General features: G+C 39.5%; 12 protein-coding genes and 1 tRNA gene. 2 read left to right on the top strand and 11 right to left on the bottom strand.

The annotated features are described in order from the left end of the window. Nucleotides 1–327 precede the first annotated feature (327 nt). Nucleotides 328–1,320: an ABC transporter permease gene (locus G628_RS0109610; RefSeq protein WP_027209012.1), complete on the top strand. Its 993-nt coding sequence runs from the start codon at nt 328–330 to the stop codon at nt 1,318–1,320. Between the two features lie 93 nt (nt 1,321–1,413). Here G628_RS0109610 and G628_RS0109605 read toward each other — a convergent pair whose 3' ends face one another. From G628_RS0109605 to glmS, 8 genes are all read right to left on the bottom strand, one after another. After that, on the bottom strand, nt 1,414–2,112 hold the full coding sequence (locus tag G628_RS0109605; protein ID WP_027209011.1) for a hypothetical protein: 699 nt from the start codon (nt 2,110–2,112) through the stop codon (nt 1,414–1,416). 52 nt (nt 2,113–2,164) lie between these two features. Beyond that, nucleotides 2,165–3,916, bottom strand: coding sequence for an ABC transporter permease (locus tag G628_RS0109600; protein WP_027209010.1), 1,752 nt, complete (start codon nt 3,914–3,916; stop codon nt 2,165–2,167). Further along, the gene (locus G628_RS0109595; RefSeq protein WP_027209009.1) at nt 3,909–4,586 is read right to left on the bottom strand and encodes an ABC transporter ATP-binding protein; all 678 of its coding nucleotides are present in this window, start codon (nt 4,584–4,586) and stop codon (nt 3,909–3,911) included. Before G628_RS0109595 ends, G628_RS0109600 begins: the two co-directional genes overlap by 8 nt. A gap of 62 nt (nt 4,587–4,648) precedes the next feature. Further along, nucleotides 4,649–4,816, bottom strand: a complete 168-nt coding sequence (locus tag G628_RS18735) for a hypothetical protein (RefSeq protein ID WP_155833796.1) — start codon at nt 4,814–4,816, stop codon at nt 4,649–4,651. A gap of 316 nt (nt 4,817–5,132) precedes the next feature. Then, entirely contained in the window at nt 5,133–6,548 is a 1,416-nt protein-coding gene (locus tag G628_RS0109585) for an AAA family ATPase (protein WP_027209008.1), read from the bottom strand. A 125-nt stretch (nt 6,549–6,673) separates the two neighbouring features. Then, nucleotides 6,674–8,401 carry an ABC transporter ATP-binding protein gene (locus G628_RS0109580; protein WP_027209007.1) on the bottom strand — a complete coding sequence of 576 codons (1,728 nt, stop codon included), beginning with the start codon at nt 8,399–8,401 and terminating at the stop codon, nt 6,674–6,676. 24 nt (nt 8,402–8,425) lie between these two features. Continuing rightward, nucleotides 8,426–9,826, bottom strand: coding sequence for an MATE family efflux transporter (locus tag G628_RS0109575; RefSeq protein WP_026656944.1), 1,401 nt, complete (start codon nt 9,824–9,826; stop codon nt 8,426–8,428). Nucleotides 9,827–9,951: 125 nt separating this feature from the next. Continuing rightward, nucleotides 9,952–11,775: a glutamine--fructose-6-phosphate transaminase (isomerizing) gene (gene glmS / locus G628_RS0109570; RefSeq protein ID WP_027209006.1), complete on the bottom strand. Its 1,824-nt coding sequence runs from the start codon at nt 11,773–11,775 to the stop codon at nt 9,952–9,954. Nucleotides 11,776–11,960: 185 nt separating this feature from the next. Here glmS and G628_RS0109565 point away from each other — a divergent pair, with 185 nt between their 5' ends. Then, the gene (locus G628_RS0109565) at nt 11,961–12,911 is read left to right on the top strand and encodes an SH3 domain-containing protein (RefSeq protein ID WP_026667758.1); all 951 of its coding nucleotides are present in this window, start codon (nt 11,961–11,963) and stop codon (nt 12,909–12,911) included. 414 nt (nt 12,912–13,325) lie between these two features. On the opposite strand, the gene G628_RS0109560 is transcribed toward G628_RS0109565, so the two are convergent. From G628_RS0109560 to G628_RS0109550, 3 genes are all read right to left on the bottom strand, one after another. Next, nucleotides 13,326–13,398 (bottom strand) — tRNA-Thr (locus G628_RS0109560). A 499-nt stretch (nt 13,399–13,897) separates the two neighbouring features. Beyond that, nucleotides 13,898–14,416: a DUF4364 family protein gene (locus tag G628_RS0109555; RefSeq protein ID WP_026656941.1), complete on the bottom strand. Its 519-nt coding sequence runs from the start codon at nt 14,414–14,416 to the stop codon at nt 13,898–13,900. A 79-nt stretch (nt 14,417–14,495) separates the two neighbouring features. Beyond that, nucleotides 14,496–15,644, bottom strand: coding sequence for an NAD(P)-dependent malic enzyme (locus G628_RS0109550; RefSeq protein WP_026656939.1), 1,149 nt, complete (start codon nt 15,642–15,644; stop codon nt 14,496–14,498). Nucleotides 15,645–15,647: the final 3 nt, after the last annotated feature.

Genomic DNA, 15,647 nt, shown 5'->3' with positions numbered 1-15,647 from the left:
AGAATCAATACTTGAGCGATTATATCAAATGGAAGGGGCTTACAGAGGATTTTGAATACTTCAAAGCTCATGCCCATAAGGTTCATCTTGATGAGGACCTGCCATTCGAAAACTATGTATTATAACTAAAGTAACTCGGGGAATGCTGCTATTGCGGTGTTCCCCATAACAAGAAACTTGGTGGTAAACTTTTTCGGTAGCGTTAGTGGTAAACTTTTTCAGTATCGCTACTGGTAAACTTATTCACCAGCGAAAAATGGTCAAATGGTAAAGTTTTTCGCTAGCGAAGTGGTAAACTAATTCGGTAGCGAGTGGTAAACTTTTTCATTGACGTTTACAGAAAGACTACTTGATAATAAAAAAGCATATGAAAATTCTGCACGGCATCTTTCTGCTATATATTATGATGAATCCGGAGAGCAAACAAACGATGATACTTATACTATAGCCAACATATATGGAATGGACGATTATGCATTAAGCACTCTTAAGATACTTCACGGAAATTTTGATGCCGAGAAATTTAAGACAGGCAAATATATTTTGGTAAACGAATATGATTACGATGGTAATGAGAGTAATTTCGTAAGCTATTTTCTCCCGGGTGAAACAATTGCCGTAAACAATGCAAACGGAGACATCAGAGAGTATGAGGTAATGGCAACAATAGACATTCCTTTCGCGGTAAGAATTCAAGCTTATACCGATATGGACGTAAATTACGTTCTACCTACGGATGAATTCCATGATTTCTTTGGAGAAAGAGCTCCCATGAGAACTTTGATAGATGCTACAGATGATGCCGAACCAGCAATAGAGAGTTGGTTTGCGGATTATACCAAGAAAGTAGAGCCATCGCTCACCTATACCTCAAGATCTGTATTTAGAAAAGAGTTTTCATCCATGACAGAAATGTTCAAGATGGTCGGCGGACTTCTTACAACAATCCTTGCGCTTATAGGAATCCTTAACTTCATCAACACCATAGTCACTTCCGTGATCTCAAGAAGACTTGAACTTGCCATGCTCGAAGCAGTCGGAATGACCAAGAGCATTCAGAAAAAGAGTCTATGTATCGAAGGAGTAATCTACGGTGCTTTATCACTGCTCTTTGGCGCGATACTAAGCAGCATCATATCTATACTAATGATAAAGCCCCTGGAGAGTGGCCTGTTTTTCTTTTCCTATAAGTTCACGCTCCTTCCGATTGTTGTTGTCCTTCCGTTCCTGATACTTGTCATGATCCTCATCCCATACATCGTGTACAAGCGCGCAATGAAGGAAACGATAATTGAAAGACTGCGGCTGGCGGACGCGTAAAGTGATTGATAAAAAATAAAAGGGCTAAAAAGGCCCTTTTATTGCGCTATAGAATCCTTAAATTTTGAACTCCATAGCGATCTTATCATATTTTTAATTTGCCATCCTTTTTAGAACATCCCTAAATCTCGAGCAAAACTCCGCGTACAATATACATGTAATTAGTCGCATGTTCATTGCACCTAAAACAATCATCAATACTTCAATGAGAATCAGGCAAATAATATCTCTTTTGTTTAAATAAGCGTCTTTCCACAAGCGAATTATACCTATTCCAAAGACTGCAATACAGATTGATCCCGATATAGCCAATTCCGTCATATTCTCATGAAAAGACATCAGAAATGCTATCGCAAGGAAATCCCCGATAATAAACGGATAATGCGGTTCCATGTATGATGAATCTATCTTTTTCATTCCATTAATCGCATCAAGGACATTTATATTTAACGATCTTACTTCATTGCATATTTTCACTTTGCACAATATAGAAAAAGAGAGACAGATGACATTAATGATCACTGTAAGCAGAAAGAAATTGTATGCAAAATACAGCGTCTGCGCCCACATAATAAACTTAAGTATCATCTCAAAATCTATATATTTTACTGTACTTTTTATTATCCCTGCTTCCCTTAGTAAACTCGGAATAAAGGAAATACCAATTCCCACAACCAGTACTATAAATATCATAGCCACTCGGTAATCTGAAATATTTGCATGTGCAGCTATTTCCATCGCCAAAATGGACAGATCAAATAAAAACTCACCTACGACAAATAGTTCAAACATCGTTTTTCCTCAATATTTTCAATTTATAATTCCCAAACTCGCATTGATAACGTTATCTATAGATATTATCAACTATACTAACCTTATTAATGTACTCTTTTATATAGCTTTTCATTATATACGCAATAATAATTATCGCAGAAATATAAATAAAACAGTATTTAGTCGGAAATACATATTTAATGTAGTTGCTTCTAGTCAGATCAGCCAGTGTTTTACATAAAATTTTTCCAATGGGTGTTCCCAAAACAATCCCGCAAAAACCGGAAAGAATAATTAAAATCCCAATTTCTATATAGTTCAGAGCCACTACTTGTTTCACAGACATGCCAAGAGTTCGATAAATACCTATGTCCTTTTTTCTACTATCTATATTATTTACCGAAAGATCGAACAGATTTATGAAGGTAAATAAGCAAACTATTACACAAATAACGTAAATTGCTATTTTTACATTTTCAAATACTCCCTTAAGTTGTTCATAATACTCACTGAACACCTCTATCCTCAATCGATCATTTCCATCTACTATTGATTTCATCATTCTTTCTGTATCTTTTGTAAATGTAGCATCATTGACGCATACATACCACTTACAATCACAGCAGATATCAGTCAACGTATCCAGATTATTATCACTTGTGTAATAAATATTCAAATCATATGGATCATCAATAAATCCGTTCACAACTAAAGACACTTTTTTATCAACATTTCCACAATGCACAATTGATTCAATAACATCACCCGTTTGAAAAGATACTGACCCATTTTGATACCAATAAGCTCCTTTATTAATTACAATAGGAACCACCGAATCATCTTTTGCATTTTCAACATTCACATCTCCATTACAAAGGTTAAAATTTTCATCTGAACATTCAAAGTTCATCTTTAGTAATCTGTACTTTACAATCTTATCAATTCCTTTAATATCAAGTATTTTCCTTTCCAATTCATCACTGTAAGGTGAATTGATTATCAAATCTGTATACTCTTCTTCAGGTCCTCTTTCCATAGAAATTATAAATTGACTATCATGTTCGTAATCTCTTTTCACTATTTTTTCTATGTCAAACGAAGAAACTACAGAAAGAATTACAAAAGATAATAAAAAACTCAATGTCAAAGATAGTCCGGTTATCACCGACCTACCTCCTCTAACATAAAGATATCGAAGCCCGAGAAAACTCTCGGTATTTCTTTTAAGGCCATGTATATTGCTCTTTCTTTTATGCTTCGGAATACGATAATTATCCAAGTCATCAGAGACCTTTAGACTAATTATTCTTTTTACTAATTTAGCTGTACTACATGAAATAACAAAGTATATAACACCAATTGATGCTATCATACTCCCAATAATCGCAGATAAGTATGGTTGAACAGGAATCATCACACCAACAACCGCCCCTAAAATTGCTCCCCCAATTGCATATCTCCAAAAAATAAGTTTACGTTCATATTTCAATATTCTTTTTAGTTGTGCAGAGGTTGTTCCTATCAACTTTAGTTTTCTAAACTCTGCCATATCATTAATTAAAATAACTTCATAAATGCTCTTTACAGAAACACCCGCGGTCAATATGACTACCAGCAAAAAAACTAACAATACGTATGCAACATCCGATAGAGACGCAGTTCCAAGTTTGGCTAATTCAATTTCTGATTCAACACAGAAAATTGCAATAGACGTAAAAAAAAACACTGCTGCAAATATGATAATTCCCAACAGATTTTTCTTATTTTTATACTTTTCAACTCTTCGCTTAGCAATCAATTTTTCAATCTGTGTATTATTCATTTTCCAGTTTCCCGTCCTCAATACGTATGATTCTGTCTGCTTCCTTCGCAACATTATAATCATGTGTTATCAAAATAATTGTTTGCTTGTGATTTGCTTTTATTCTCTTTAATAAATTTACGACCTTTTCACTATTTTCTTTATCTAAGTTCCCAGTAGGTTCGTCTGCCAAAATAATGTCCGGTTTATTGATAAGCGCCCTGGCAATTGCTACCCTCTGCTGTTGACCGCCCGACAATTCATTTGGGAAAACGTTTTCCTTTTCCGATAATTCCAATTCCTCAACAATTTGATCATAGTAATCAGTTTCAACATCCCCACCGGAAAGACTTGCAGGAAGATATATATTCTCTTTAACAGTTAGTATAGGGATCAGATTATAATCCTGATAAATATATCCAATTTTATCCCTGCGAAATTTAATCATCTCATTCTCGGATAACTCGCTAATATCCACGCCATCTATTAGAACTTTACCCTCACTGGAGTTGTCTATTCCACCAATAATATGTAAAAGAGTCGATTTTCCTGAGCCCGATGTTCCTACAATTGCCACAAATTCTCCTTCTTTTACCGACATTGAAATTCCGTTAAGAGCATTTGTTTTAGCTTCACCACTCCCATATATTTTATGAAGATTATCTACCATAACTATATTTCTTGTATTCATTTCTCTCCCTCATCACTTCATCAATTTTTGTTTTCTCACTCAAATAAAGATCAGCTACCATTTTAGTAATGTCTTTCTGTTTCCTTTATGATCTCTTCTCCCGAAAAATACGAATAAATCTTGTAATTTACTTTTTTTCCAATAAAAAATGAGTTGCATAAACCGATTATTTCGTTGTGCAACTCTTTATCATCATCACATATTGCAATATTGAATGTATCTATATCCATCACGCAAGCCCCCAATAGTCAAGTAAATAGCTACATTAATGAAAATTATACCATATCTGTTTTCACATAACAATTGTTCCCCAATAACTGTTTTAACTCCTTTATTGGTTCGTTTACTCAAGATATCCATAGTTTGCTCAATGACACCCCCTCTTTCAATCCACTTGTATTACAATATTTTTCGGCAAAATATTATTCAGGCAGGAGGTGTAGGAGCATGCATCAATTTAATATATGGGATGTAATTGTCGGAAATACAAGTTATTAATTATATATACACGCTATAGGATTCCATTTGTGAATCCTATAGCCAAAATCAAAATAGCTCTTCCCCAACAATCACATTCTGAACCACTCCAGAATATTTATTTGCCTTAAATCCGCTTCCGGCTATCATTATGATATGAATAGCTTTGTTTGTTCCGGATTCTTTTCGAAAAACTTCCAATCTGTTAGAAATCTTAGCATGCTCATCAGAATCGATGGCATACTCTTCATTTGTATATTTCATCTCACATAAATCAATCACGCCGTCTTTTCTGTCAATGATAAGATCAATCTGAGCACCGTTCTCGACTTTGTTGCTCCTCCATGCAAATACATTTGTTTCAATTCCGCTTATTCCCAGACATGCTTTTATCTTTTCCACATGGTTCAAACATACTATTTCAAAAGAATTTCCTCTCCATGAATTATACCCCGGTGAATTGATGTACTCATTCCACGAATCAAATTTCTTGTTCTTGATAAACCTGATACTAAAAAGAGTAAAAGGATCTATAAGCTGATATAAAGCATCCGTTTCTTTTGTAAAATTATTAAATTTGCGAATAAAACCACACTCTTCCAATTCCCGAAGATTTTTGGTAAGAACCGATCCTCCTCCGATTTTTTTCTCTTTAGAAAGATCTGTTCTTGTAAGTCCCTCCTTCTTTTTTGAAAGAGTTTCTATTATTGCCATATGCTTTTCCGGCTTATCAAAAAGGGAATAAAAAAGATTGTCATATTCGTTATGAAGTTCCCCATATTCCTTAAAACACAATTCATTTATATTCTGCATTAAACTGAGTCTGGAATCAAAAAGGTTCATATAAAGCGGTATGCCGCCAAAAACCATGTAGCTTTCTATCATCTGATTTTTTGTCATTACTACATCATTTAATTCAAACAGTTCTTCACATTCCGACAAAGAAAAAGGCAACAACTGAATCCTTCTGGTCACCCTGTTATGAAAACCTTTTCTGCTCGTAAGAAGGTTATTGATAATCCATGATGTCGCAGATCCGCACACAATAAGCACTATATCTTCCTGTGCCGAAGCCCAGCTGTTCCAAAAATAATCAAGCGCGCTCTTAAAGTCTGATCTGGCTGTATCCATCCACGGAAGCTCATCTAGAAAAATAACTCTTTTTCCGCCTATAGGTTCCCTATATACTTTCTCACTACACAAAAGTACACGAAGGCGTGAAAAAGCATCAAACCAATCCTTTGGAACTTCTTTATCAGTGCTTCCGTATAAAAGCAAGCTTTCATTAAAAGCTCTGAGCTGACCTTTGGTTTTCTCATCAGTAAGTCCCGTAGAATAAAAGGAAAACTGTTTGTTGAAATATTCTCTTATAAGATATGTCTTACCTACTCTTCGTCTTCCGTAAACAACCGCAAACTCAGGTCTTTTCGACTTAAGACATTGCATCAATATATCTTTTTCACGTTTTCTTCCAACAATCTTCATAAGCATTTCCTCTCTATAAATCGCCAAAGTCGATTATAAAAATAAAACTTTGGCGTTTTATACGTTCTAAAAGCATTATAAATCGCCAAAGTTTATTTTTCAAGTAACCTTAACCTCTATTCAATTCACTCAAACTGCATCCTGTAGTACTTCTCATACAATCCGCCGGTCTTTAGAAGTTCCTTGTGGGTTCCGCGTTCTTCTATGCCGTTGCTTCCAAGGACGATGATCTCATCGGCGCCAAGGATTGTGGAAAGTCTGTGGGCAATCGTTATCGTTGTTCTTCCGACTGAGAGCTTTTCAAGGCTGTCCTGAACGTATCTCTCACTCTCGTTGTCGAGTGCGCTCGTCGCCTCATCGAGAATAAGGATCGGAGGGTTCTTAAGGAACACTCTTGCGATGGCAATTCGCTGTTTCTGGCCACCTGACAGTCTTGCTCCTCTTTCACCGACAAGTGTGTCAAATCCATCTGACAGGGTGTTTATAAAGCCCGTCAGGTCTGCTTTTTCAGCTGCCTCTCGTATCTCATCCATCGTGGCATCAGGCTTTCCGTAGGCAATATTCTCGCGAACCGTACCGTTAAAGAGATACACGTCCTGTTGCACAATTCCGATAAATGATCTAAGAGATCTCTGAGTTACGTCACGAATGTCAACTCCGTCTATTTTAACACTTCCGCCCGTAACATCATAGAATCTTGGAAGAAGTGAACAAAGCGTTGTCTTTCCGCCGCCTGACGGACCTACAATAGCTATATTCTTGCCTTTTTCAACATGTAGACTGATGTGGTCAAGGACGCTTTCTTCCTCGCCGTAAGCAAAAGAAACGTCCTCATAATCGATAACGCCCTCAACGTGTGTAAGCTCTTTTGCCCCATTCTTATCAACAATCTCAGGTTCCGTCTCCATGACCTCGCAGAATCTTCCAAAGCCCGCAAGACCTTTCTGAAGCTGTTCCGTAAATTCAACAAGTACATTGACCGGATTGATAAATATGTTGATGTAGAGCGCGTAAATAGCCATATCTTCAACCGTCATCTGTCCTTTGGCAATAAACACACCTCCGGCCACAATAACAGTCACAAACAATAGTCCCTCGAAGAAGTTGTTTCCCGAATGAAAAAGCGCCATCTGCTTGTAATTGTCCTTCTTTGACTCAAGGAAAGCGAGGTTACTTTTATCAAATTTCTTTTCCTCAATCTCCTCTCCCGTAAAGGACTTCACGACCTTGATACCGCCGAGCGTATCCTGAAGGGATGAGTTAATTCCCGCAACCTTCTTCCTGTTATCGGAAAACGTCGCTCTCATCTTCCTGTTACGGCTTACAGAGAATACCGCCATGACAAGCACAACAGACACAAGGCACAGCGTCATTGGCACGTTTATACGCATCAGAAGTATGAAGGAACCGACTATTTTCACAAAAGAGATAAATATATTCTCGGGGCCGTGGTGCGCAAGCTCGGATATATCAAAGAGGTCCGATACCAGCTTACTCATCATCTCGCCCGTATTGTGTGTGTCATAATATGAAAAAGAGAATGCTTCAAACCTTTCAAAGAGCTCTTTTCGCATGCCGGACTCCATCTTGGCGCCCATCATATGTCCCCAGTAGGTCACGTACCACCTGCACAGGAATCTGATGAAATACAGAACAAGCAACAAAAGTCCTATGATCCAAATTCTTTTCATTATGATCTCAGGTTCTTCAAGAAACAGTGTCTCTCTGAGTATTCTTATGAACTGCGGGAAAACGAGGTCTATCACAGACAGCACCGTTGCGCAGAGCAGGTCGAACAAGAACACTCCGATATAGGGTTTGTAATAAGGTATAAATTTCTTGATAAGATCCATTGTGTATATTTCCTTTTTTGTAATTTACTCAGCATGCCCTATTGCAAGGTTGTTGAGCCAGTTCTCTTTCTTTAACCAGAAATGGAAAATAGTGATCTTGATAAAATCAACAAGCTTTACACATATAAAGAGCTCTATAGGGCCTATATCGGTGTATTTACCAAGGATAAGTATCATAGGAAGAAGTACGACCAAAGTTATTACCGCATCTCCGTACGCGCCCATCTTGGTATCGCCTCCGGATCTTGCAACCGCCTGCTGAGCATTGATATATACCCATATAGGCATAAATATCGACAGAACAATAACCATTCTTCTGCATATGTCTATAGCGCCGCCGCTCAATCTTCCGTATACAACCGGCACGATAAGTGTAGTCACGAAACCAACAATCGTCATTACACATCCAAAAGCGAATGCTCCCGACAAAAGCCAATTCTTTTGCTTGCGCGCTTCTTCAAGCTTACCTTCTCCAAGTGTCTTGCCCATAATGACACTTGTAGCAGAATAAATTCCGCCAAATGCCACAAAGAAGAGATTTGCGATAGCAAAGCCCGCTGCCATTCCGGATACTACTTCCGCTCCGCCTCTGCTGTTAAAAATAGCGGTATTTACAGTCTCAGAAAGCACCCATGTCATCTCACAGAAGAGCATAAGCGCTCCTTTTCTCAATATCTCGCCAAAGAGACGGAAATCAACTTTAATACCGCTCTTTAATGCGATAGCAAAATCAGGTTTCACCTTAATATATATGCCTGTGAAGATAACAAATTCCAGTGTTCTTGCTATAACGGTCGCAACAGCCGCTCCTCTTACGCCAAGTGCCGGGAAACCAAAGTTTCCGTAGATAAGAAGGTAGTTAAACGTAGTATTGGTCAGCGTAGCGATTATAGTTACAATAAGCGGTGCCTTTACTCTTCCCATGTCTCTCAAAGATGTCGCTATACAGACAGAAAAAGTCATCGGAAGTCCCATCCAGAACATGATATGGATGTACTTTACCGCCTCATCAAGAATAAAAGGCGCCTGCGTATTTCCTAAGAGCATGAGCGACAGGAACTGCCTTGGGAAGACTCTGCACACCAGAAAATAAGGTATAAACGCAGAAAGTCCCATAAACACTTTAAAGATGAATGCCTGCTGCATTCCTGCCTTGTCTTTTGCCCCGAAGAACTGTGTGAGGAATATTCCTCCCGACATGCAGATGGTATTAAGAAACACCATAAAAATAAACAGTATCTGGCCTGCGACGTTAACTCCGGACATGGACACGTCTCCAAGTCCCGATACCATGAAATTGTCGATAAGCGATACCATGTTCTGTATAAGCTGCTGGAGCATGATGGGTACCGCAATCTTTAATGCATTTCTATAAAAAGAAGCTTCTCCGAATAAGCTTCTTTTCTCCTGTATTATTCCGTTCATAATAATTCAACCTCGTCCACTCAATAAGAACAAAAAAACAAAACAAAGAGTTTTGGCAATTATAATACAAGTTTGTGTATAAATCGCCAAAACTCTCTAGATTCAAAAAACATGGTATATATCAATTACTCAACCGTAACAACCTTAGCAAGGTTCCTTGGCTTATCAACATCAAATCCCTTTGTATATGATGTGTAATAAGCTATGAGCTGCATAACAACGGCTGCAGGGAACGGCATGAACATATCATCCATCTCAGGAAGTATAAATGTATCATCCTCAGGGATATTCATGTCCTTATAAAGAGATTCTCTGGTAATAAGGATCATGCTGGCTCCACGAGACTGAACCTCTCTGATATTGGAGTATTCCTTAGATGCGATCGCACTCTGTGTAACAAGCGCAACTACAGGTATTCCGTCCGTAATAAGAGCAATTGTTCCGTGTTTAAGCTCACCGGATGCGTATGCTTCCGAATGAACATATGATATTTCTTTAAGTTTCAGCGAACCTTCAAGAAGAAGTGAGTAATCAAGTCCTCTTCCGATCATGAATGCGTTCTCTGAAAGGAGGAACTTACTTGTCATCTTCTTTACGAATTCTTTTTTCTCCAAAATCTGACCGATAACTTCAGGTACTCTCTGAAGTTCCTTCAAAAACTTGCTGCTCTCTTCCTCTGAAACAAGTCCGTTAAGTCTTGCCGCATGGATTGCAAGAAGATAGAAAACAGTAAGCTGGCTGGTGAAAGCCTTGGTACTTGCAACAGCGATCTCAGGGCCTGCATGTGTATAGATGCAGTAATCACTGATATCTGAAATCGTTGAACCTTTTACGTTTACAATTGACAGTACCTTTGCACCTTTCTTTCTTGCATACTTAATAGCCTCGATAGTATCAACCGTCTCACCCGACTGTGAAACCGCGATAACAAGAGTTCCGGGCTTGATAACGGGATTAGTGTATGTAAACTCAGAAGCCACCGCTACATCAGTGTGGATATTGGCAAGTGTATGGAAGAGCTGCTGGCCTATAAGTCCCGCATGCATAGCTGTTCCGCAGGCAATAACCACGATATTCTGATTATCTCTGAAAAGAGAATTCGGAATGCCTTCTGCTTCAAATGAAGTAATGCCATTTACAATATGAGGTGCATAAGTGTCTTTTACGGCGTCGGGCTGTTCATGAATCTCTTTTTCCATATAGAAAGCATAGCCGCCCTTACCACCGCGGCTTGTATCCCAGTCGATAGTCATGAGCTGAAGAGGAACTTCATGTCTCTTCTCATCATGAACTACAATTCCAGTAGTTGAAAGACATGCAACCTGATACTCGGGAAGGAATGCGTATTCCTTTGCATGTACGCCTAGAGCCGCAACATCTGAAGCAAGCATTGCACCATGCTCAGTCATTGCAACAACGATGGGACTTACATTTCTTATAGCATATATCTTCCCAGGCTGATCAGCAAAAAGCACCGCAAAAGCAAATGTTCCTTTAAGCTGAGAAACAAGATCTCTTAAAGCTTTTTCAGGATCTCCGTCATACAGGCAATTCAAAACTGCGGCAGCAACCTCAGTATCTGTCTCTGAGATAAGCTTCCCTTTAAGATCGTACTCTTTTACAAGTTCCTTATAATTCTCAATAATTCCATTATGTACAAGTGTTACTCTTCCGTTCTGATGAGGATGGGCATTCTCATCGCTGACGCCACCGTGTGTAGCCCAACGTGTATGTCCGATTCCTGCACAAGCTTCATCTGTAAGACCTACACATACTTCTCTTAATTTAGAAACTCTTCCCGCAACCTTATTTACTACAGGTCCATTTGCTCCATCAGGAAAAAGAGCTATTCCCGCACTGTCATATCCTCTATATTCTAAAAGTTCCAGTGAATCCAGCAAAATATCTTTTGTGCTCTTTTTTCCAATGTATCCAATAATTCCGCACATAACCTCTCCAATCAACTATTTCATCTATTTTTTATAAATATAGGAAATTACCTATTAAATTGATACGCTTAATTCAAGCGCTAGTATAGTCAATGCTATATTATAAAAGTTTGTTGCTTTTTAGTCAAATTTGACATCTTGTTAAACCTCATGTAAAATTTCATAGAATTATGAGTGGTGAAGATATGAAATTAAAAAATCTAAAAAACAAAAACTTAATACTGGTATCCGGTGCACTTATGGTCGCATCATTAGCCGTATGCGGCGCAGCATTTGCAACGGACGAGATCAAGGTTTCGGCAACGGAAGCGATTATCGCTTCAACAGAAGGCGTTTCGGTTCAGCCTGAAATAGCTTCTATCGAAGGAAGCTCAGCTATAGCAGACGAAAGTTCAGCTGCAGCATCTTCCTCAGTAGAACCTATCGACCCTAACGTGGTTGTACACTATGAAGTTCCTGCGAACATGTTCGCATCAGCTACCGTTAATGTAAGAAACGGAGCGGGGATTCAGTGTGATAAGATCGGTAAGCTCTCATGGGGCGCACAGATCACAGTAACAGGCGAAACAGGCAGCGGTTGGTATGAGATAGCATACAAAGACGGAATAGGATATGTCAGCAAGGATTATGTATCTACCGGAATCCCCGGCGTGCCTTTTCTTTTTGTAGGAGACTCAAGAACAGTTCAGCTTAAAACTGCCGTAGGTTCAACCGATAAGGCATATGTTGCCAAGGTCGGTGAAGGTTACAGCTGGTTCAAGAACACTGCTCTTCCCCAGATTCCCAATTACGCCGGAAACGGAACCGTAATGGTAATCAACTTTGGCGTAAACGATCTTGCAAACGCATCGAAGTACATCAGACTTGTAAATAGCAACATCGATTCATGGGAAGCTGCCGGAATCAAGGTTTACTACGCAGCAGTAACTCCCGTAAAGAACTGCAAGACAGTTTCTAACGAGCAGATAGAAAAATTCAACGCAAAGCTCAAGTCACAGCTTGATCCGAGAGTCACTTGGATAGACGGTTACTCTTACTTAAAGCAGAACGGTTTCTCAACCGGTGACGGGCTTCATTACAACAACTCAACATACAAGAGTCTTTACTCTTACTATATGTCAGTAATTGACGCTTAATTTTAAGGCTGTCGCACTTTTGTGTGGCAGCCCTTTTTGTCCCCAATTAACGCCCGCCCCAATGGCATCAGGTCTGAAATTGTAGCTGTTTGTTTTCACAGTAAGGGTATAAGGCGAATTTTCTTGTTGTTACATATGTTGATATTCAAGGCATAAAAAGACTTAAGCTTTCATTCTTCGCTCCAAAACTCGCCCATAAATGGGCTCAAACAATTGGAGCGAGAACAGAATGAAATCTTAAGTCTTTTTATTGCTCTTGAATATTGCAACATCTGTAAATACAGCAAAAATCCGCCTTATACCCTTACTGTGAAGCCAAAAGTTATCGACTTTCAGACCTAATTCCCTTGGGGGCCGGGCTGTCTATGAATGAATCTACTCAAACAAAAAAGCCGCCAAAAGCGACTTTCTCTAAGCTGCTGACGGGAATCGAACCCGTGACCTCCGCACTACCAATGCGACGCACTACCGACTGTGCTACAACAGCGCATGCCCTAAAGCACGATGTTTATTATAACAATCCTAAATAACGGTGTCAATCAGAATATAGTGAAAGAGCATATCTCCTGCTCATGCATGAAATATCTCGAAGATAGGCAGTACATTTATCTTGCACACATCTGCTCTTTTACATTTCATCTTAATTATGAGCAGTGTGATTTTCCTACCCGTATCTGCTCATATTTATACTTTTCTCATTATAGTCAGTAAGAAAACCATTGATTCCTCTTATTTTTCTCTACACTTCTTCCAAATCAACTGACCATATACTGCTTTTTTAGTTTTAGTCAGTGCACTCTTCCTTCTGACATATGCCCATATTACTATATCTTACAATATAGTCAGTAAAAATAGCTTTTTGACATCTGCTCTTTTCTTTATTCCCGAAGATATGAGCAGAAAAAACAGCGATTCGCATTTTTCAATCGCAGCAACAATGGCCTGAGAATACTGCCTGTTTCACCATATGGTGCTACCTGCAGTATTCACATCATCAGTTCTTCGATGAGGTAGTGGTAGATTTCTTCGTTCTTCTTCTGCCACTTGTCGCAAATCGACTGTGCAATCTCTTCAGTCGGTACCGGAATCGAGATATTAAGGATACACTTTCCGTTCTCCATTGCCACAAGCTGAGCAGTGTACTCCTTGTCGCCTGTTTTTCTGTAGTCACTAAGTATGGAGGCTTCGTTTCTGAGTTTCAGGCTGTTCGCTGTGAGGAATTCATCAGCCTGCTGCCTGATGGACGGATTAATTCTATTGCCAAAAAACTTGAGCGTCTCTTCGCCTTCGGCAGTTATCTCCAGAAATGTCCTGTTTGCCATAGTTTTTTCTACGATAAGCTCCGATGAAACAAGCTCCGCAAATACTTCCTGAAGCGTCAGGAACGTCGTATATTCTTTTTCCAATATAAAGTCATAGATCTGCGACTTGCTAAGAGGTACCTCGCAGCGCTTTAGCATGTACAGAACGATCATTTTGTATAAAGTAAGATACCGTGAGCTCACAGTGATGCCTCCATCTTAAGTACTATAGTAAACGAGCCGGCGTGCCTCTCCGGCAGTTGCCGGCAAAGCACTACACTACTCAAATGTGAGCTTTTACAGCTGCTGAAATAACATCTGCTACTCTCTCATCAAAAGCTGCAGGAAGGATATTCTCATCATTAAGCTCATCATCAGGGATAAGTCCTGCAAGTGCAGTTGCAGCCGCAAGTTTCATCTCCTCTGTGATCTGCTTTGCTCTTCCTTCAAGCGCACCGCGGAAGATTCCGGGGAAAACAAGAACGTTGTTTACCTGGTTGGGGAAATCACTTCTTCCCGTTCCGATAACCCTTACTCCTGCTTCCTTTGCAACATCGGGCATGATCTCGGGAACAGGATTTGCCATAGCGAACATGATCGCATCTTTGTTCATTCCCTGAGCCATCTCTTTTGTAACGATTCCGGGAGCCGAAACACCGACAAATACGTCTGCACCCTTAAGAGCATCGGCAAGTGTTCCGTTCTCCTGATCGGGGTTGGTCACATCCATCATCTTCTCCTGCATCCAGTTAAGATCGGGTGATGTCTTGCTGAGGATTCCGGACTTATCGCACATGATAACCTTCTTAAATCCATAACGGAGAAGAAGCTTTGTGATAGCTATTCCGGCACTTCCCGCACCGTTTACAACTACCTTGCAGTCTTCCTTTTTCTTTCCGACAACCTTAAGTCCGTTGATAACACCTGCAAGAACAACGATGGCTGTTCCGTGCTGATCGTCATGGAATACGGGGATATCAAGTGTCTCTTTTAATCTCTCTTCTATCTCAAAGCATCTGGGAGCAGAAATGTCCTCAAGGTTGATTCCGCCAAATCCCGGTGCAAGATATGTAACAGCTTTGATTATCTCTTCTGTATCCTGAGTATCAAGGCAGATAGGCACTGCGTTCACGCCTCCAAACTCCTTGAAAAGAACTGCTTTTCCCTCCATAACCGGCATTGCTGCATAGGGTCCGATGTTTCCAAGTCCAAGAACCGCGCTACCGTCAGAAACTACGGCGATGGTATTGGACTTGATAGTATACTTATAAGCAAGCTCTTTATCTTCAGCTATAAGCTTACATGGTTCTGCAACTCCGGGTGTATATGCAATAGCAAGGTCCTCTTTTGATTTCACCTCAGCTTTTGAAAGTGTCTCAAGCTTTCCCTGCCATTCCTCGTGCATTTTAAGTGCCTTCTCAGCGTTAGTCATAAT

The sequence above is a fragment of the Butyrivibrio hungatei NK4A153 genome (assembly GCF_000424465.1).
GTDB lineage: Bacteria > Bacillota > Clostridia > Lachnospirales > Lachnospiraceae > Butyrivibrio > Butyrivibrio hungatei_A.
The sequence above is the reverse complement of the archived record's forward strand: the minus strand, read 5'-3'. Positions and strand labels throughout refer to the sequence as shown.

What these genes read in the sequence shown, in the direction of transcription:
- G628_RS0109565 (WP_026667758.1), top strand. Translation starts at nt 11,961, where the DNA reads ATGAAATTAAAAAATCTAAAAAACAAAAACTTAATACTGGTATCCGGT.
- G628_RS0109600 (WP_027209010.1), bottom strand. Translation starts at nt 3,916, where the DNA reads ATGAATAATACACAGATTGAAAAATTGATTGCTAAGCGAAGAGTTGAA.
- G628_RS0109595 (WP_027209009.1), bottom strand. Translation starts at nt 4,586, where the DNA reads ATGAATACAAGAAATATAGTTATGGTAGATAATCTTCATAAAATATAT.
- G628_RS18735 (WP_155833796.1), bottom strand. Translation starts at nt 4,816, where the DNA reads ATGGATATAGATACATTCAATATTGCAATATGTGATGATGATAAAGAG.
- G628_RS0109580 (WP_027209007.1), bottom strand. Translation starts at nt 8,401, where the DNA reads ATGGATCTTATCAAGAAATTTATACCTTATTACAAACCCTATATCGGA.
- G628_RS0109605 (WP_027209011.1), bottom strand. Translation starts at nt 2,112, where the DNA reads ATGTTTGAACTATTTGTCGTAGGTGAGTTTTTATTTGATCTGTCCATT.
- G628_RS0109550 (WP_026656939.1), bottom strand. Translation starts at nt 15,644, where the DNA reads ATGACTAACGCTGAGAAGGCACTTAAAATGCACGAGGAATGGCAGGGA.
- G628_RS0109585 (WP_027209008.1), bottom strand. Translation starts at nt 6,548, where the DNA reads ATGAAGATTGTTGGAAGAAAACGTGAAAAAGATATATTGATGCAATGT.
- glmS (WP_027209006.1), bottom strand. Translation starts at nt 11,775, where the DNA reads ATGTGCGGAATTATTGGATACATTGGAAAAAAGAGCACAAAAGATATT.
- G628_RS0109575 (WP_026656944.1), bottom strand. Translation starts at nt 9,826, where the DNA reads ATGAACGGAATAATACAGGAGAAAAGAAGCTTATTCGGAGAAGCTTCT.